Source organism: Anaerotruncus colihominis (assembly GCF_010206195.1).
Classification (GTDB): domain Bacteria; phylum Bacillota; class Clostridia; order Oscillospirales; family Ruminococcaceae; genus Anaerotruncus; species Anaerotruncus colihominis_A.
In genome coordinates this window covers 286,970-303,713 of the sequence record NZ_VIQT01000009.1, presented here as the reverse complement: position 1 = coordinate 303,713, position 16,744 = coordinate 286,970, and the positions used below count along the sequence as shown (strand labels likewise).

At 49.9% G+C, this 16,744-nt stretch carries 16 protein-coding genes and 1 other annotated feature; of the genes, 10 read left to right on the top strand and 6 right to left on the bottom strand.

What is annotated here, in order from left to right:
• Positions 1–136: 136 nt before the first annotated feature.
• Entirely contained in the window at positions 137–2,449 is a 2,313-nt protein-coding gene (locus FMM72_RS05590) for an ATP-dependent Clp protease ATP-binding subunit (protein ID WP_160208774.1), read from the top strand.
• Between the two features lie 60 nt (positions 2,450–2,509).
• Here the strand turns inward: FMM72_RS05590 and FMM72_RS17370 are convergent, their stop codons facing one another.
• On the bottom strand, positions 2,510–3,724 hold the full coding sequence (locus tag FMM72_RS17370; protein ID WP_279285974.1) for a M23 family metallopeptidase: 1,215 nt from the start codon (positions 3,722–3,724) through the stop codon (positions 2,510–2,512).
• Positions 3,725–4,066: 342 nt separating this feature from the next.
• Positions 4,067–4,313, top strand: a binding site (T-box leader).
• A gap of 114 nt (positions 4,314–4,427) precedes the next feature.
• On the opposite strand from FMM72_RS17370, the gene FMM72_RS05580 reads away from it, so the two are divergent.
• Entirely contained in the window at positions 4,428–5,804 is a 1,377-nt protein-coding gene (locus tag FMM72_RS05580) for a TrpB-like pyridoxal phosphate-dependent enzyme (RefSeq protein WP_160208602.1), read from the top strand.
• A gap of 98 nt (positions 5,805–5,902) precedes the next feature.
• Here FMM72_RS05580 and FMM72_RS05575 read toward each other — a convergent pair whose 3' ends face one another.
• Entirely contained in the window at positions 5,903–6,736 is an 834-nt protein-coding gene (locus FMM72_RS05575) for a hypothetical protein (RefSeq protein WP_162220825.1), read from the bottom strand.
• A gap of 295 nt (positions 6,737–7,031) precedes the next feature.
• Between FMM72_RS05575 and FMM72_RS05570 the strand changes: the two genes are divergently transcribed.
• Positions 7,032–7,634 carry a glycerol-3-phosphate acyltransferase gene (locus tag FMM72_RS05570; protein ID WP_160208606.1) on the top strand — a complete coding sequence of 201 codons (603 nt, stop codon included), beginning with the start codon at positions 7,032–7,034 and terminating at the stop codon, positions 7,632–7,634.
• A gap of 147 nt (positions 7,635–7,781) precedes the next feature.
• Positions 7,782–8,195, top strand: coding sequence for a putative ABC transporter permease (locus FMM72_RS05565; RefSeq protein WP_160208608.1), 414 nt, complete (start codon positions 7,782–7,784; stop codon positions 8,193–8,195).
• A 301-nt stretch (positions 8,196–8,496) separates the two neighbouring features.
• Here FMM72_RS05565 and FMM72_RS05560 read toward each other — a convergent pair whose 3' ends face one another.
• From FMM72_RS05560 to FMM72_RS05545, 4 genes are read right to left on the bottom strand one after another with little or no spacing between them, the layout of a single operon-like run.
• The gene (locus FMM72_RS05560; protein WP_162220824.1) at positions 8,497–9,777 is read right to left on the bottom strand and encodes a tetraspanin family protein; all 1,281 of its coding nucleotides are present in this window, start codon (positions 9,775–9,777) and stop codon (positions 8,497–8,499) included.
• On the bottom strand, positions 9,770–10,333 hold the full coding sequence (locus tag FMM72_RS05555; RefSeq protein WP_160208612.1) for a hypothetical protein: 564 nt from the start codon (positions 10,331–10,333) through the stop codon (positions 9,770–9,772). Before FMM72_RS05555 ends, FMM72_RS05560 begins: the two co-directional genes overlap by 8 nt.
• Positions 10,320–10,793, bottom strand: coding sequence for a hypothetical protein (locus FMM72_RS05550; RefSeq protein WP_162220823.1), 474 nt, complete (start codon positions 10,791–10,793; stop codon positions 10,320–10,322). The genes FMM72_RS05555 and FMM72_RS05550 overlap by 14 nt, the downstream gene beginning before the upstream one ends.
• Complete coding sequence (locus FMM72_RS05545; protein ID WP_160208616.1) at positions 10,790–11,299, bottom strand: RNA polymerase sigma factor; 510 nt, start codon at positions 11,297–11,299, stop codon at positions 10,790–10,792. Before FMM72_RS05545 ends, FMM72_RS05550 begins: the two co-directional genes overlap by 4 nt.
• Positions 11,300–11,640: 341 nt before the next feature.
• Here FMM72_RS05545 and FMM72_RS05540 point away from each other — a divergent pair, with 341 nt between their 5' ends.
• The 6 genes from FMM72_RS05540 (at position 11,641) to FMM72_RS05515 (ending at position 16,645) form a co-directional block, all read left to right on the top strand.
• Positions 11,641–12,495: a radical SAM/SPASM domain-containing protein gene (locus tag FMM72_RS05540; protein WP_162220822.1), complete on the top strand. Its 855-nt coding sequence runs from the start codon at positions 11,641–11,643 to the stop codon at positions 12,493–12,495.
• A 28-nt stretch (positions 12,496–12,523) separates the two neighbouring features.
• Positions 12,524–13,291: a biotin--[acetyl-CoA-carboxylase] ligase gene (locus FMM72_RS05535; RefSeq protein WP_243157743.1), complete on the top strand. Its 768-nt coding sequence runs from the start codon at positions 12,524–12,526 to the stop codon at positions 13,289–13,291.
• 193 nt (positions 13,292–13,484) lie between these two features.
• The gene (locus FMM72_RS05530; RefSeq protein ID WP_160208618.1) at positions 13,485–14,369 is read left to right on the top strand and encodes an amino acid ABC transporter substrate-binding protein; all 885 of its coding nucleotides are present in this window, start codon (positions 13,485–13,487) and stop codon (positions 14,367–14,369) included.
• Positions 14,370–14,520: 151 nt separating this feature from the next.
• A complete protein-coding gene (locus tag FMM72_RS05525) occupies positions 14,521–15,177 on the top strand; it encodes an amino acid ABC transporter permease (RefSeq protein WP_162220820.1) in 657 nt (218 codons plus the stop codon).
• A gap of 14 nt (positions 15,178–15,191) precedes the next feature.
• The gene (locus FMM72_RS05520) at positions 15,192–15,938 is read left to right on the top strand and encodes an amino acid ABC transporter ATP-binding protein (RefSeq protein ID WP_160208622.1); all 747 of its coding nucleotides are present in this window, start codon (positions 15,192–15,194) and stop codon (positions 15,936–15,938) included.
• A 197-nt stretch (positions 15,939–16,135) separates the two neighbouring features.
• Complete coding sequence (locus tag FMM72_RS05515) at positions 16,136–16,645, top strand: DUF4358 domain-containing protein (RefSeq protein ID WP_160208624.1); 510 nt, start codon at positions 16,136–16,138, stop codon at positions 16,643–16,645.
• Positions 16,646–16,744: the final 99 nt, after the last annotated feature.

Here is a 16,744-nt window from a genome sequence, read left to right as displayed (position 1 = left end):
AATGGGGGAGCCTGGTTCATCCCGCGCAGGCAAATGCCTGCGCAACCGCTGCCCGCGCGCTTTTCGCTGTCCAAAGCGCCGGGATTCCCGGTCCGGCCGGCGGGGCAGTGGCGGAAAGGAGCAAAAACAGATGGATATGATGTGTTCAAGATGCAAGAAACGTCTTGCTGTTGTTTTTATGACGCGGCTTGAAGGAGATAAAACCATTTATGAAGGGCTTTGCCTGCGGTGCGCCAAGGAATTGGGGCTTAAGCCGGTCAGCGACCTGATGGAGAAAATGGGAATTACAGACGACGAGCTGGACAATATGTCCGATCAGATGATGGATATGTTCGGCGGCGAGGGGGAGAATGGATTTGAAATGGGCGGCGCGCAGGCGCTCCCGTTTTTGCAGAATATCCTTGGCGCGGTCGGAAACGGCGAGATTATTCCGCAGAAGCCAAAGGAAGAAAAGGACGCGCCAAAGGAGCCTGTAGCCAGGCCGGCTGAACGGCCGAAACAAAAGGAGCGCGGCCGCCGGGGAGCGCCGGAGAAAAAATATAAGCATCTCGACGCCTACTGTGACAATCTTTCACTCAAAGCGGAGCAGGGCAAGATTGATCGTATCATCGGCCGTGAGCGCGAAATTTATCGTGTGATTCAGATTTTGAACCGGCGCACGAAAAACAATCCCTGTCTGATCGGTGAGCCGGGTGTCGGAAAGACCGCCGTTGCCGAGGGTATTGCGCAGAAACTCGCAAGCGGCGATGTGCCGTACCGCCTCGCGGATAAAAAGCTCTATTTGCTTGACTTAACGGCCCTGATTGCCGGTACACAATTCAGAGGGCAATTTGAAAGCCGGGTCAAGGGTCTTGTTGAGGACATCAAGGATGCGGGAAATGTCATTCTGTTCATCGATGAGGTTCACAATCTTGTCGGCGCCGGCGATTCCGAAGGATCTATGAATGCCGCCAATATCCTAAAGCCTGCACTGTCGCGCGGTGAAATCCAGGTGATCGGCGCAACGACTTTTAACGAATACCGTAAACATATTGAGAAAGACGCCGCGCTCGAGCGCCGTTTCCAACCAGTCACGGTTGAGGAGCCGTCGATTGAGGATACAGTCAATATTATCAAGGGTGTACGCAGCTATTATGAAAATCACCACCGTGTCAAGGTCAGTGATGATCTGTCACGAATGGCGGTTGTGCTGTCAGAGAGGTACATTACGGATCGTTTTCTTCCAGACAAGGCGATCGATTTGTTGGATGAAGCGTGTTCGGCAGCCGTCCTGCGCAATACGCAGTTGGCTGAATATGATAAATTGACAAAACAGCTCGCTGATACGAACGACCATTTGGAAGAATTGGAGTCCTCAAGCGACGAGCCGGATTATGAGGCGATTGCCCGCCTGCGTGGTGAAACAATCGTTTTAGACGAAAAAATCAAAGAGCTTGCGCCAACGGCTGTCGATCAGCCGGTTACGCTTGACGATCTCGCAAGTGTAATTGAGCTTTGGACAGGGATTCCCGCGGCGAAAATCCGTGAAACGGAACTGCGCCGTGTGGCAAAATTGGAGCCCGCACTTCTTGAGCGTATCATCGGACAGGATGAGGCTGTTTCGCTCGTTGCGGCTGCTGTGCGCCGTTCCCGCGTGCAGATCTCTGCGCGCCGCCGGCCTGCTTCGTTCATATTTGTCGGACCGACCGGCGTTGGAAAAACAGAGCTGGTCAAGGTCCTTTCAAAGGAGCTGTTCGACTCAGCCGATCCGCTGATCCGTCTCGATATGTCTGAGTTTATGGAAAAGCATACAGTCAGCCGTCTTGTTGGCTCGCCGCCGGGATATGTCGGTTATGACGAGGCGGGACAGTTGACAGAAAAGGTTCGCCGTAAGCCATATTCGGTTGTCTTGTTCGACGAGATTGAGAAGGCGCATCCGGACGTTCTCAATATCCTGCTTCAAATCCTGGATGAAGGCCGTATCACCGACGCGCATGGCCGTGTTTGCTCATTTGAGAACACGGTGATTGTAATGACCTCAAATGCCGGCAGCGAACGCAAGGAAAGTGCGCTCGGCTTCAACCGTACCACCGGTGAAATTGCCAAGGATAAGGCGATGAAGGCGCTTTCAGAATTTTTGCGGCCAGAATTTTTGGCGCGTGTTGACGAGGTTGTTGTATTCCGGCCGCTCGGCGAAGCTGATTACCGCAAAATCGCAGCTTTGATGCTCAGTGAATTGAAAGCGCCGCTCGCAGAGAAAGGGATTACCTTTGGCTGGGACGACGAGGCTACGGCATATATTGCCAGCAAAGCGGTCGGCGGTAAGAGCGGCGCACGTGATCTGCGTACCGTTATCCGCAAGGAGGTTGAGGATGCGATCAGTTTGCGGCTTGTCGAAGACCCGGACAATATCCCGGCTCTGATGAAAGTTACAACTGAGGATGGAAAGCTCAAGATGCTTTACAGTTAAATGAAAGAAAAAGGCGGGGTGTTCGTATCACGAACGCCCCGCCTTTTTCTTTCAATTTGCTTAGATGCCGTCGTTGACAGCGGTCCAGGGATTGACAAATACATTATTAACCGATAGGGCAAAGTGCAGATGCGGCCCTGTTGAATAACCAGTAGAGCCAACAGCGCCGATTTGATCGCCTTTTTTAACCGTATCGCCTGTCTTGACATTCAGAGAATCCATATGATAGTACCAACTTTTCAAACCGAATCCATGCTCAATGATGACCGTATTGCCGGTCAATTGGAGATAGCCGGCAAACAGAACACGTCCGTTGTTGGCCGCCGAGACGACACTGCCGCGCGCCGCGGCGATATCGGTGCCGTTGTGCCGCGTGGGCGTCGGGTCGTCGTTTGTATAACGGATGCTTCCAAACTGTGTTGAAATGGGCCCGAAGGTTGGCTGCTGAAATGGGTTTTCCCAATACTGCGCCGGATCGGAGATCAGCTTAAGAGGCTCAATCTTTTCGTTCCATTCCGCATTGGCCTGAGCACTCAGCGCCGTTTCAGCGGCGGTGGATTGCGGCATGGTCATATATTGTACATCAAAATCCTGCTGCTGTACGGTGAAGGAATGTGTCAACGTCTGCCCTCCGGCCTGAACTGTGACAGTGTAAACACCGGGAGAAGCTGTATAGCGGATCGGGAGAAGGGCGATCTGTTCCTTGGTGTGATCAGGCGTGGCATTTGAAAAAAATTGCGGAACAAATCCAATATCGCTTTGCGCTGTCAGCTCTATTCCCTCGGCGTGAGATATACAGATACGGAGCGTCTCTCCCTGTTTGATGGAGGCTGCCGCCGTCAATTTCGCAGGAAAATCACAATCCATATCAAACAAGTATGTATCCTCGTTTGGAACTTTCACGATGTATCGGAACAGCCCGTTGCAGGCTGGGATAAATTGTTCATCTGCATTTCCTTCAAAAACAGGGGTGGCATCATATAAGACATTGTATGTTGTCCCAGTTGGGGCTGTGGAAAGATCGGGAAGCTGGTCGTCAGATTTGGCTGTAAACAGGGGTACGTCTCCGGTTTTCACCTGGACGGTACGATTTCCAAGAGAGACAGCGAGTGACTGTGCCGCATGGGATGCCGCTGTGGAAACGCGGGAGGAGCCGCTGCTGTTTGAGGCGGAAGGGGCGGTATCCTTTGGGGAGAGCAGCCGTGCGCCGCATGCGGAAAGTGTAAACGCAGCGCAGAGCGCCAGCGCGGATATGCGGATGGGAAGATTTTTCATAGTCAGATACTCCTTTTCAATCATGCAGTGGTTGATAAGAATTGTATGAGCGGCCTGCACGGGACAGGCCAGCCTGTCAAATACCTGTATTTATTGTACCGTTGCGGCGTCAAAAGGTCAATGGTGGATTTTGAAAAGGCTATTCCAGCCATCCGGTCCGTCGCTTACTTGAACGATTGACTTTTTACAGACCGCTCTGCGGGCAGGTGCATTTTAATCAAATGGCCCCGCAATGGGGACGGCGCGGATGGCCAATTTTTTATAGATTGCACTCTGCACGCACTCTGCAATCTATAAAAAATACTTGACAGATTTACACTTTATGCATATAATAAAGAAAATCAAAAACCGATGATTAAGAAGAGTAGGCATGGAAACACGCTTTACAGAGAGCTGCTGATGGTGGGAAAGCGGCAGGGGTGGCTATGCTGAATGGACTTATGAGGGCAGGACGAACGGAAATCCTAGTAGTGCCTGACGGGAACTCCACCCGTTATCAAGGGAGCATGTATGTTTGTACATGGAGTGAGTGGGCGTATAATGCGCCAATTTGGGTGGTACCGCAGAAGCAAAGGCTTTTGTCCCAGTTTTTAAAACTGGAGACAAGGGCCTTTTTTGATGCATTTCGCTCCGCACTCTAATCCTACAGTCATCCGGATTTGATCAAATATAATTTTGGGAAAGCTGAAAGGGGTAATTCAATATGGCTAAGATTCCACACAGACTGTATCTCACTGAGGACCAGATGCCGAAACAGTGGTATAACCTGCGCGCTGATATGAAGGAGCAGCCCGATCCGATCATCAATCCGGCTACCATGCGTCCGGCTACGGAGGAGGACCTTTATCCCGTATTCTGTAAAAAGCTGGCGCATCAGGAGATGGATGCCCAAACACGTTTTGTCGATATACCGGATCCGGTTCAGGAGATGTACAAAATTTATCGGCCATCGCCGCTGATCCGCGCCTATGAGCTTGAGCGTGCGCTCGATACACCCGCCAGGATCTATTATAAGTTTGAGGGCAACAACACCTCTGGAAGTCACAAGTTGAATTCAGCTATTGCACAGGCATATTACGCAAAGGAGCAGGGGCTTACGAGCCTGTCGACCGAAACCGGGGCAGGTCAGTGGGGGACGGCGCTCTCAGAGGCCTGCTGTTATTTCGGGATTCCTTTGACGGTCTATATGGTCAAAGTTTCCTATGAACAAAAGCCGTTTCGAAAGTCCGTGATGCATACATTTGATGCGAACGTAATTGCAAGCCCAAGCGAAACGACAGAAATCGGACGCCGGATTCTAGCCGAAAATCCCAACACAACGGGGAGCCTTGGCTGTGCAATTTCCGAGGCGGTTGAAAAAGCTGTTACAACAGAGGGATGCCGCTACGTGCTCGGCTCAGTACTCAATCAGGTGCTGTTGCATCAATCGATCATCGGCTTGGAATCGCAAGCAGCTATGGAAATATTGGGAGAATATCCGGACATCATCATTGGGTGCGCTGGTGGAGGCTCCAACCTTGGCGGATTGATCGCACCGTTTATGCGCGATAAGTTGACTGGAAAGGCTAATCCCAGAATTATTGCGGTGGAACCGGCCTCATGCCCCTCTTTTACGCGCGGCAAATATGTCTACGATTTCTGTGATACCGGAAAAATTACGCCGATGGCACGCATGTATACACTCGGGTGCGGGTTCATCCCATCGGCCAACCACGCTGGCGGTCTGCGGTATCACGGTATGTCGCCCATCCTTTCCAAACTGTACCATGACGGATATATGGAGGCTGTTTCAGTCAAGCAGACAAGCGTATTTGATGCGGCCACATTTTTTGCAAAACACGAAACTATCTTGCCTGCGCCGGAATCAGCTCATGCTATCCGTGCGGCTATTGATGAGGCGCTCAAATGCAAAGAAAGCGGTGAAAGTAAGACAATCCTGTTTGGCCTGACTGGTACCGGATATTTTGATATGACCGCGTATGCATCCTATCAGGAGGGACGTATGCAGGACTACATTCCGACCGACGAGGAGTTGCAAAAAGGCTTCGACAGCCTGCCGCATATCCCAGGAATTCAATGATCAAACAGCACCCTATATCAAAAAAGCCCGCTGTCCAGCATTTATTTAGGACAGTGGGCTTTTGATATATTATACGGCTACTTATGAATAACAGGTTCTTACTGATTGACAGATTGCTTTGAGCGCCTGTTTTTGCGATTGTTTTTGTGTGCAGCAGACTTCATTCGTCCAATATGATGCCGACGTCCGAACTGCTGTTCAGGACCGTACGCCCGCTTTCGAAGCGCCGCGTGCTTCGCGGCGCGCTGTGGCTGTACCGGTTGATCGGCTTCGAATGTGAGGGAATCTGTTTGATTTTTGATAGACAATGTGAGTGTCTGTTCTTCCGGTTCCAACCATATGGGGGCGAAAAATGCTTCGTCGTCATCCGATCCCTCATCGGCTTCAAAGAGCGTGTTGGCGCCATATGGATCATCTTCCAGATCCGGCGGTGAGATAAATAAATCCCTGCGGCGCAGACAGTAACCAACGAAAAGGCTCGCTGCCAAAGCGCCGCAGATTGCCGCAGGCATGGGCAAACGCGCCATGACTGAAAGAGGCGGTGGGAGAAACATACGGACCGCTCCTAATAATAGGGCAATGATATTGATCAGCAGAGCCAACATATCGAAGAACCGCAGGAACAGGAACGCAGAGATTGTAAAGATACATGAAGCAATCCAAAGAATTCCGAATTGAGGAAGCTGTCCGCTCCCAAGCAGCCGAATCAGGATATAGGCGTCGTACGCCGCCCAGAAGGGAAGCAGAACATTCTGATAAGCCTTGAGCAGACAGATTGGCCGCGAGGTTTCGCTGAGGCGGGCATCAAGCACGGCACTCAATGTCCAGGCACGGGCATATGAAAGCTTGGTTTCAAACTGGTTGCGTCTGAGAAAAAGCAAAAAGTAAGAGAAGCAGCCGCCAAAAAGGCAGACAAATCCAAGCAATCCCAACAGTTGAAGCATTTGTTGTCATTTCCTCTTATGTCGTATTTTGTCGAATTAAGTATATCACTGTTGGGCATAGAAAACAAGACGATTGTATCAGATATATGAAGGAACGAAAAAACAACTCTATTCCAGAATATCGGGTGGATAAGGCAGGCAATACTTTCTGTAGGGATGATCTAGCTTAAAGCATTTATTTTCACATGGTCAGGGCGATACGCGGGCACAGCCCGCTGCTGTTCTGCCAGCCAATTTTATCATGTCACGCTGCAAGGATGATAAAATGAAGGAGGAACGTTGAATGGATATGCGTCCGGCTTGTATCGCGCTGGGTTATTTCTGCGGTTCTTTTTTGACGGCGGATCTTGTTGTACGGGCTAGAACAGGGAAACCCCGGTGGGATAGCTTTGGAAATCCAGGAACGGCAAACGTTATGTCGCGCTTGGGAACCCGCTGCGGTATAATCGTATTATGCGGCGATATCCTGAAAACTGTATTGGCGTGCATCTGTGGCTTTTATCTTCTTCCCGGGCCGGAACGCCTTGGCGTTTTATACACAGGCTTCGGCGCAGTAATTGGCCACTGTTGGCCTGTTTGGAAAGGTTTTCACGGCGGAAAAGGGGTTGCCTGTGTGGGGGTGGCGGCAGTGTTGTTTTCTCCGGCCATCGGCTTGGGCGCGCTGATTGGTGGGGGAGCGGCTGTATTGGTATCTGGATATCTGGCAATTGGCTCCGCTGTGATCGCGACTCTCTTACCGTCGCTGGCTTTTTTGCTTGAAAGGGGAATGCAGCCGACTGCCGTATTGGCGGCGGCGGGTGCGGTTTTGTTGCTTCGCCACCGGAAAAACTTTGTACGGATAGCGAATGGCGAAGAACAGCGAAAGAAGTTTTTAGGGCTTGTTTGAAAATAGAGGACTTGCCGGATTTTTCGCATAGGCTCCCTAAAAAATAAATGTGATCGAAAGCTATAAAGAATGCCGTGTCAAAAAAATACCACATGCGCAGCCGCATATTTTGATAAGGGATACACACCCTATTGCAGGGTGATCTATATGGAAAAATTGCGCGAATATGCGGCGGTCTGTACAATCGGGTCGGTTGGTTACAGCGCGATTGAAGTTCTCTGGCGTGGATTTACGCATTGGACGATGGCATTGGCGGGAGGCGTTGGTTTTCTGCTTTTATATTTGGCGGATCTGCGCATGGCCGGCCGTTCACTGGTTGAAAAATGCGCGGCGGGGTGCGCGCTTTTAACCTCTGTGGAATTTGTATTCGGCGTTGTTGTCAACAAACTTTGCAGGATGCACGTTTGGGACTATTCCCGGCGTAAGGGCAACCTGTTGGGGCAGATCTGTCCCTTTTACTGCTTGCTTTGGTTTTTGCTGTGCATTCCGGTGATGCCGTTCAGCAGCCTTGTGCGGGAACGGCTGTGCCCGTCGCGTGCCAACAGCCAGCTTGCCGCCTAAAGTCTGTATAAAAAAGGAAAAAGGATTTTCGATCAAACAAAGGGGGAAGGGCGCTGCTTTGATACAGGCCGCAAAAATGTCTCCAAATCCCTTGATGTGTGTGAGCAACATGCAAAGATGAGCACCTAATGAAAAGAGCGGCACAGGCGAAAACACAAGTTAATTTTATATGTAAAAAACAGCTGCAGACTATGTCTGCGGCTGTTTTTTACATATAAAAGCAGGAGTGACGGCTGCTATGTGTCACTCCTGCTTCATTTTATAGATTTTTGGGATTTTATAATATGAGCGAGGCGCGCTGTTATTGAGGAATGATCAGAACAGAACCATCTGACGCGGGTTCAACGCGCAATTCCATATGCATCTGGACATCGCCGCGGAATTCCATTCTTCCATAGCCGGCGGGCAGCGATGCACTGATAGTAAATGAATCACTATCAAAGCCACTCCGCTGCTCGTATAAATTTGTTTCTGTTCCGTCGAGCGCGATATATACGATGCTCAGATAGCTGCCACTGGAAGGTGAAGCCGAAAATATAGCTTGTGCCGGTGCGCCATCGATCTGAAAAAGCAAATAGGGAATGTTGGCGTCAGACAGGCTCATATCTGTTGAAACCATGCCGACCCCCTTGTTCGCAGCGGTTTCATAATGTTCAAAGAAGGCCATTGCGTCATCGGGACGGTTAATCGTACTCAGATCGGCAAGAATTTCCTCGAATGCTTCAGCTGAAACATCCTCCGGTATTTCCATAGCGTCAAAGACATTCTCTGCATCATCATTGCGGTAATCGTGCACCTCTACATTTTGAGCAAGCGCCGTAGCGCTTTGCTCCAGCTGGAACCGTCCATTTATATCGAGCGAATAAGATACGTTGTCATCACTGTAATTGAAAGTTATATTACGTGTATGAAGATCCAGAGGTTTGATATCAGCGAGAATTGCGGCGGCATTGGCTGCAAAGGTTTCCTGATTTTCATATGGTCCGTTCAGAGAAAAATGCAGGTATGTTGACATTTGTGATGTGAGCGAAGCGTAGTCCATATCAGGCGTATACTCATAATAATAGGGAAGCTCGCAACCGACATACATATTGGAAATATGCGAACGGTCGCTGATAGCGTTGTATATATGGTCCTCGACTTGCTGTTTAAGCTGATCACGCGCCTGCATAGCAGGTGGCCCAGCGTATTTCCAAACAAACGGTACGGCTGCTAGCCCGATAGCGCCACAGATCAACAGGAAACAGACAAAACAACTGAGTAGATCATATTTGATGCGTTCACCGCGTCGGAAGACGCTGGCATAAAGAACCTCCAGGCCGAGAAAGACAAAAATAAGAGGAGAGAATTTTAAAACAAACAGGAGGTTAAACGATGGGAGAAACATACACAGCAGGGCAACCACGCCGCTGACGATCAGAGCAATACCCATTGTCAGGGTACCGACGCGGCGCACTGGGCGTTCATCCATTCTCTGCGTGTGTCTGCTGTCCGAGCCAGCGCCGGATTTTGGCGCTGTGGTCTGTGTTGATTCCTGTGCTGTGCTGCTTGCCTGATCGGCAATATGCAGATGATCACTCATCTTTTTTCCCTCCGTACTCTACAAATTCCTCATCAATGCGCGCCTGTTTTTTGCCGCCTTTGACAAGGTGAATGCCAAAGCCGATGACAGCAACAGCCACAACGAGCGTCGGGATACGATTGAACATGGAATAGATGTACCACGAATCATATCCAAGCACTTCCAAGGTGTTGGTGATGAGCGGCAGTAGAAAATTGGAGAACAGCGCCCACAGGCCGATGAAGATTAACACCACGCCAATCAGCGTATGGCGCTTCTGCATCAGGGCGTTCAAATCGCTTCCTGTAAAGAATTTTCCAAAACGCCCTGCAAATTCCTGATCCAGGCGCGACCGCTCCTCCCAAGGGATTTGGGCGATGTGAAAGGTGTCAAAAAAGGAATAACACCAGATAACCGGCATCAAAAAAAGCAGGGGCGGAAACAATACGCCTGCAATCATTGAAAGGGACCAGAACAGCAGCATAACCGCCAGTCCCTTTTTCATCATACCAAGATACATTTCACCCGCTCCGGGAATAAAGGCGAAACAGAATGTCAAGAAGCTATTTTTCTTCATGGTTTGAACCCCTCTCGAAATTGAAACTATAAATCCACTGATTCAACGCCGCTGAGATACCATCGGTAAAGCGCGTGGTTCTTTCACTGAATAAAACTGTACTGCTGGAAAATGCCTCAAAGGTCTGCCAGTTTTTATCAGTAATCTGAAAGTCAAAGACGCCGAGATTCCAGAACAAAACCGCGAAACAGGCCGCCGCTGCAGCGGTTGTATATCGGTTGAGGAAGATTTTCCTGGCCCTGTCACGCAAACGAGCCCGTATGGTCGGTGCGATTGGTTCCGTTGGAAGAATTAAAAGATCGTCCGAAAGCATGGAAGTATATCGTTCGATGCAGGCGTCGCAGAACGAGAGATGTTCGGAAAGTTCCAGTCGTTCCAATTCGTCGAGTGGCTCGTCATGGATCAGCGCCGAAAGAGCATAATCGGTCAAACAGCCATCCTGCTTAAATAACTCGTTCATGTTTTCATCTCCTCCATCAGGATTTTTTGCAGCTTGGAACGCGCGCGATAAAGCTGTGTTTGGACGGTTTTTTTGGGCCGCTCCAATTCCTGTGCGATTTCATCGACTGATTTTTCCTCAAGGAAAAACAGTACAGAAACCTTGTGATAAGGTTCTTTGAGTTCTAAAATGGTCTGGCGGATTGCTCCCGCGCCTTCGTCGTCTATGTATAGACGTTCCGGCGACTGCTCTGAACGCACAATATCCAGTTCGCTCATGTCCTCACTGACCGATACCTTTCGTCGGTATGCACTCTTTAAAAAGTCTTTTGCCTTGTTGGAAGCAATGCGCGCAAGCCAGGCTTTAAGATTCTCCTCGCTGACACGGTCGATGTGGCCGAATGCAGACACAAACGTATCCTGCGCAAGGTTCTGTGCCTCCTGGTAGTCATGCACGAGCTGGTAACAGATCGTAAAAACGAATCGCTCGTATTGCTCCACAAGCTCTATAAATTTTTCACTCGTCATCTACTTTTGCCTCACCACCCCGTCGCCTTACACTGATTAAACGATAGGACCATCGTTTTGACTTCAATTATGTTACACAAATCTTTTTATTTTGTCGAATTCCAAATTCAGGAAATTGACCTTGTCCAAATGCGATGGTATAATAACCGTATAATTGCCCATTGGGGCGGCAGCGGGCTGCGCCCGCGTATCGCCCTGGCCATAACCCGGTATAATAACCGCTCTGCAGTGTCCACAAAGCGGCATGGTATAATATGCGCAGAGCAAAAGGCAAAGCCGTTTGCCGCCGCCCGGATAGTTGCTCTCAGGCTGTTCAGGAGATATATGAAAGGAAGGGATCTATGACAGAAAACAGGCGTTTTTCACGTGTTTACATCGAACTGACAAATGTTTGCAATCTTGATTGTTCCTTCTGTCTAAAAACAAAACGACCGCCGCATTTTCTTCCATTTGAGCAATTTTGCGTTCTGGCCAACGCTGTACGCCCTTATACAGATTATATATATTTACATCTGATAGGCGAACCGCTCCTGCATCCGCAGCTATGTGAAATCCTGGCATACTGTCACAAAACTGATTTAAAGGTTAATCTTACAACAAACGGCACACTTTTAAAAGATGTAAAGGAAATAATCATTACAGCAAAATCGGTGCGCAAAATTGCAGTTTCACTTCACAGCTTCGAAGCAAACAGTAAAGGCATCTTGCTTGACAGGTATCTTGATGATGTATTCGAAGCGGTGCATTTGGCACGTGCCGCCGGAATCATTAGTGAACTGCGATTGTGGAACGGCGGTGGTGCAGAAGCTTTGAACAGCACCATTGTTTCACGGATTGGTCAGGCGTTTAACGTCCAGCCGGGAGGAATCCCAAATGGTTTTTCAGATCGCAAGCTTGGCGAGCGACTGTATCTGGTATTCGCACCATCTTTTGAATGGCCGTCTATGGATGCGCCGGACGGCGGTGAAGCTATGTTTTGCCGCGGCTTGCGCGATCATTTTGGTATTCTCTGTGATGGAACGGTTGTACCATGCTGTCTTGACGGCGATGGAATTATTTCGCTTGGCAACGCACTGGAGAGGCCGCTCAGTGTAATTCTCAATTCGCCGCGCGCAAAGGCGATATACAATGGTTTTTCACAGCGGCGCGCAGTTGAACCGCTGTGTCAAAGGTGTGGGTATGCACGTCGATTTTGAATAACAGGGGGGTCAAAAATTGGAACAAATGGGGACAGCAAAACAGGTAACAGGAACGTGGGGCGCTCCGATTTATTTCTATGAGTCGCTTGGTTCTACAAACGATGAGGCTAAACGCCTTGCATACATGGGAGCGCCGCATGGTACGACCGTCACTGCGCGTTGTCAAACGGCTGGAAAAGGCAGGCTTGGGCGCAGTTTTTATTCGCCTGCTGACGCAGGGATGTATGTTTCGGTCGTTTTACGCCCGCAGATGCCGGCGGAACAGTCCTTGTTAATCACGTCAGCCGCTGCTGTCGCGGCGGCGCGTGCAATTGAACGGGTCAGCGGGGTTTCAGTCAAAATTAAATGGGTAAATGATTTATACTTTACAGGGAAAAAGCTGTGCGGAATTTTGTCCGAAGCGTCGCTTGGCGCTGATGGACACCCGGAATTTGTTGTTGTCGGAATCGGCGTCAATCTGACGCGTGAAAGCTTTCCGCCAGAATTGCAGGAAACTACAACGTCGATTTTGGAATCCGGCGGCCGGCCGGTGACCCCGTGGGTTCTGCTCGAGGAAACGGTGGGGGAACTTTTGCACGTTTGCGCTCAACTGGAGGAGCGCGCTTTTTTGTCGGAATATCGTGCGCGGTCCTGTGTGCTTGGTAAGCAGGTGCGTCTTATCGGCGGCGGACATGACCGTGTGGTATATGCGCTTGCAATTGATGATAACGCGCATTTGGTGGTGCAGTCCTTAGAAGGGGAACGCTTTATAGTCGGCTCCGGTGAAATCAGCATCAGAGGAGATTGGCGATAAATATGTTGTGATTGTGTGAACGAGAGAGCAAAAATGAGAGATCAGGCGATAATATTCGAAAAGTCATGATGATATCAAATTACCGGGGTAGCAATTTAGCTTGATAAAGTATAAACTGGTTACACATGGCGCATACGCGTCACAGTGCCCAATTTTCAAGTGGGCAAACCGATTTCAGAACAGGAGAAATGAAATGAAAAAGACGTTGACTATGCTTTTGGCCGCTGTCATGTGTGCTACTTTTGCCGCCTGCGGATCAAGCGGCACAACACCCGCAGCTGCTTCCGAGCCGGCTGTTTCCTCCCAAGCGGCTGCGCCCTCGGAGAGTGCGCCGGTATCCTCTGCAGGGGCGGCTTCCGCTACAGACTCCATACTGCCGGAAACCTTTGTGGTCGGCCTTGACGCATCGTTCCCGCCGATGGGCTTTATGGATGAGAACAACCAGGTGGTCGGGGCCGATATCGATCTGGCGCAGGCTGTTTGCGATAAGCTTGGTATGACGCTTGAGGCCAAACCGATCGATTGGGACGCAAAGGATATGGAGCTTTCCTCGGATAAGATTACCTGTATTTGGAATGGCCTGACTGTAACGTCTGAACGTGGGGAAGCGTATGAGCTGAGTCCGGCGTATATGAGCAATGAACAGGTCATTGTTGTAATGAATAATTCCGAGATCAAGACAAAGGCCGACCTTGCGGGAAAGACGGTCGCCGCGCAGAAGGACTCATCCGGCCTTGAGGCGCTCCAAAAGGATGAGATCTATGCGTCGATAAAGAATGGCGCCGCCAAGGAATACGGCAATTATGTCGATGCGATGACCGACCTTGAGATTGGCCGCTGCGATGCGATTGTGATGGACTCTGTCGTTGCGAACTATTATATCGCTGAAAACAGTAAGCCGATGGTTGTGCTGGACGATAAGATGGCTTCTGAAGAATATGCGATTGCCTTTAAAAAGGGAAATACCGCTCTTAAGGACGCTGTTTGGACTGCGCTTGGGGAGCTGCGTGACGAGGGGAAGATCGCTGAAATTTCCACGAAATGGTTTGGCCGTGAAGATATGATCAATATTGCCTAATTGCCTGGGACTTGCTTGAATTTGAAAGCAATGCTGCACTCCCATCCGGCGTGCCGGGCGGGAGTGCGGGCTGTTTTATGGGATGAGTCCATGTGGTCTCATCCTGCAAAAAAAAGCGGGACAGAAATAAAAATGGGAGCGTGCGTATTCGATGGCATGGAGCGAAATTGTCACCATTACAAAGGCGATTTTACAGGGGCTTGGACCCGTCCTGATTCTTTTTTTCGTGGTCATGGCCGCGTCGATGCCGCTTGGCTTCCTGTTGACATTGCTCGCGCGATGCCGGTTCGCTCCTCTGCGCTGGATTGTAAACGCCTACATATATGTCATGCGCGGAACGCCGCTGATGCTTCAATTGTTTTTTATTTATTATGGTCTTCCGTTTGTCAGCGACTTTTTCAAAGCGGCGCTGCAATCGGCAATGGTTTGCGCATTGCTTGGCTTTTCCCTCAATTACGCGGCATATTTTGCGGAAATTTTCCGCGGCGGCTTGCTGGCGATCGATCAGGGGCAATATGAGGCATGCCAGGTTTTGGGGCTGAGCCGTGTACAGACAACGGTGCGTGTGATTCTGCCGCAGATGATACGCGTCGCACTTCCTTCGATCACAAACGAGTCGATTACATTGATCAAGGACACCGCCCTCGTTTTTTCGATTGCTGTGCTTGAAATTCTTTATTATGCAAAAGCGGCTGTTACACGTACCGGAAATGTATTCCCATATGTGATCGCCTTTGTGATCTATTTGTTATTGAATACGGTGCTTCAGATGTTCTTCAAATGGCTTGAAAAGAAAACCGCATACTGAAAGGGGGACGGAATATGAATCTGATAGAAGTACAGGGCCTTAAAAAAGGATTCGGAGCTGTTTCCGTCCTGACCGATGTCTCTTTCACTGTCGAAAAGGGCGATGTAATTGCGGTGATTGGACCATCCGGGGCGGGTAAAAGCACGATGCTGCGTTGTTTGATTGGCCTTGAGCGGGTTGACGGCGGTTCCATTACGGTGGAAGGAGAACCGTTTGTGAAGAATGGCGCCTATGCTCCGCCGGTTGAAGCGCGGAGGACAACCGCAAAAATGGGAATGGTGTTTCAGTCATTCAACCTGTTTCCGCACCTGTCGGTACGGCGTAATCTGACAATGCCGCTGATATCTGTCAAGGGTGCGGCGCGTGATGAAGCCAATGAACGCGCCGCGCTGCTGTTGGGTAAGGTAGGGCTGTCCGAAAAAATTGACGCGATGCCTTCGACACTTTCGGGTGGACAGAAACAGCGTGTTGCCATTGCGCGCGCGCTCATGCTCAACCCTGATATCATGCTGTTCGATGAGCCGACATCGGCGCTTGACCCGCAGCTGACAAGCGAGGTGCTCGGCGTCATGCGTCAGCTTGCCAGCGACCATATGACGATGCTGGTTGTGACGCATGAGATGTCGTTCGCGCGGGATGTGGCCGGAAAGATTCTGTTCATGTGTGACGGACGGATCGCAGAAAGCGGAGCGCCAGCCGACATATTCGGAAATCCGCAGGACCAAAGGACAGCCGATTTCCTCGGAAATAACGGGCGTTGACCAGAATGAGGGTAAAAAAGAGACGGGCAWTGCCCGTCTCTTTTTTACCCTCATTCTTTGACAGGGATACGGCAAACTTATTTGCGGATTGATAAAAAACAAAAAAATTATAAATCATGTGAAGTAAAATCGCGCCTTGGGCATACTTAATAGGAGAGCCAGAAATATTTGGCATTTTAATTGCAGGAGGTTTTTACATGAAAAAACTGATTAGCCTTTTGGCAACCGCTGTTCTGTGTACAGGCTTGTTGGCCGGCTGTGGCTCTAAGGACGCGGCAGGCGCTTCAATGGAGATGAAAGAAGGACAAAGCGTCAAGACGGTTGTTGACCAGATCGCGGAGGAGATTGGTCTTACGATGGTAGCGCCAATCGATGATGAAATGCTCAAACAGATTTCTTACATTGACCCATCTGATGTGGAGGCGTATTATGGTCAAATTACCATGGCGAATGTGAGCGCCGACAATGTTATCGCGATTAAGGCAGCGCCCGACAAAAAGGATGCCGTAGTGGAAGGACTGAATAAACGCCTGGAGGATGTACAAAATTCCTTTGCGCAGTATCTGCCTGAACAGTATGAAAAAGCTATGAAGGGCCGGGTTGTCGAAAAGGGAAACTACGTTTTTCTATTGATCCTGGGTCAGGAATCCTCAACCTTTGATCAGGACATGGAAAAAGCTGTCGGTATCATTGACGCAGCATTCTGATATTGGCTTGATTCCCGTTGGTTCCATAGAATGCGTGGAACCAGCGGGACGCTTTACAGCCATCAGAAGAATAGCGTCTTGCAATCGCGGGCATAATTT

What these genes read in the sequence shown, in the direction of transcription:
- FMM72_RS05590 (WP_160208774.1), top strand. Translation starts at nt 137, where the DNA reads ATGATGTGTTCAAGATGCAAGAAACGTCTTGCTGTTGTTTTTATGACG.
- FMM72_RS17370 (WP_279285974.1), bottom strand. Translation starts at nt 3,724, where the DNA reads ATGAAAAATCTTCCCATCCGCATATCCGCGCTGGCGCTCTGCGCTGCG.
- FMM72_RS05580 (WP_160208602.1), top strand. Translation starts at nt 4,428, where the DNA reads ATGGCTAAGATTCCACACAGACTGTATCTCACTGAGGACCAGATGCCG.
- FMM72_RS05570 (WP_160208606.1), top strand. Translation starts at nt 7,032, where the DNA reads ATGGATATGCGTCCGGCTTGTATCGCGCTGGGTTATTTCTGCGGTTCT.
- FMM72_RS05565 (WP_160208608.1), top strand. Translation starts at nt 7,782, where the DNA reads ATGGAAAAATTGCGCGAATATGCGGCGGTCTGTACAATCGGGTCGGTT.
- FMM72_RS05560 (WP_162220824.1), bottom strand. Translation starts at nt 9,777, where the DNA reads ATGAGTGATCATCTGCATATTGCCGATCAGGCAAGCAGCACAGCACAG.
- FMM72_RS05555 (WP_160208612.1), bottom strand. Translation starts at nt 10,333, where the DNA reads ATGAAGAAAAATAGCTTCTTGACATTCTGTTTCGCCTTTATTCCCGGA.
- FMM72_RS05550 (WP_162220823.1), bottom strand. Translation starts at nt 10,793, where the DNA reads ATGAACGAGTTATTTAAGCAGGATGGCTGTTTGACCGATTATGCTCTT.
- FMM72_RS05545 (WP_160208616.1), bottom strand. Translation starts at nt 11,299, where the DNA reads ATGACGAGTGAAAAATTTATAGAGCTTGTGGAGCAATACGAGCGATTC.
- FMM72_RS05540 (WP_162220822.1), top strand. Translation starts at nt 11,641, where the DNA reads ATGACAGAAAACAGGCGTTTTTCACGTGTTTACATCGAACTGACAAAT.
- FMM72_RS05535 (WP_243157743.1), top strand. Translation starts at nt 12,524, where the DNA reads ATGGGGACAGCAAAACAGGTAACAGGAACGTGGGGCGCTCCGATTTAT.
- FMM72_RS05530 (WP_160208618.1), top strand. Translation starts at nt 13,485, where the DNA reads ATGAAAAAGACGTTGACTATGCTTTTGGCCGCTGTCATGTGTGCTACT.
- FMM72_RS05525 (WP_162220820.1), top strand. Translation starts at nt 14,521, where the DNA reads ATGGCATGGAGCGAAATTGTCACCATTACAAAGGCGATTTTACAGGGG.
- FMM72_RS05520 (WP_160208622.1), top strand. Translation starts at nt 15,192, where the DNA reads ATGAATCTGATAGAAGTACAGGGCCTTAAAAAAGGATTCGGAGCTGTT.
- FMM72_RS05515 (WP_160208624.1), top strand. Translation starts at nt 16,136, where the DNA reads ATGAAAAAACTGATTAGCCTTTTGGCAACCGCTGTTCTGTGTACAGGC.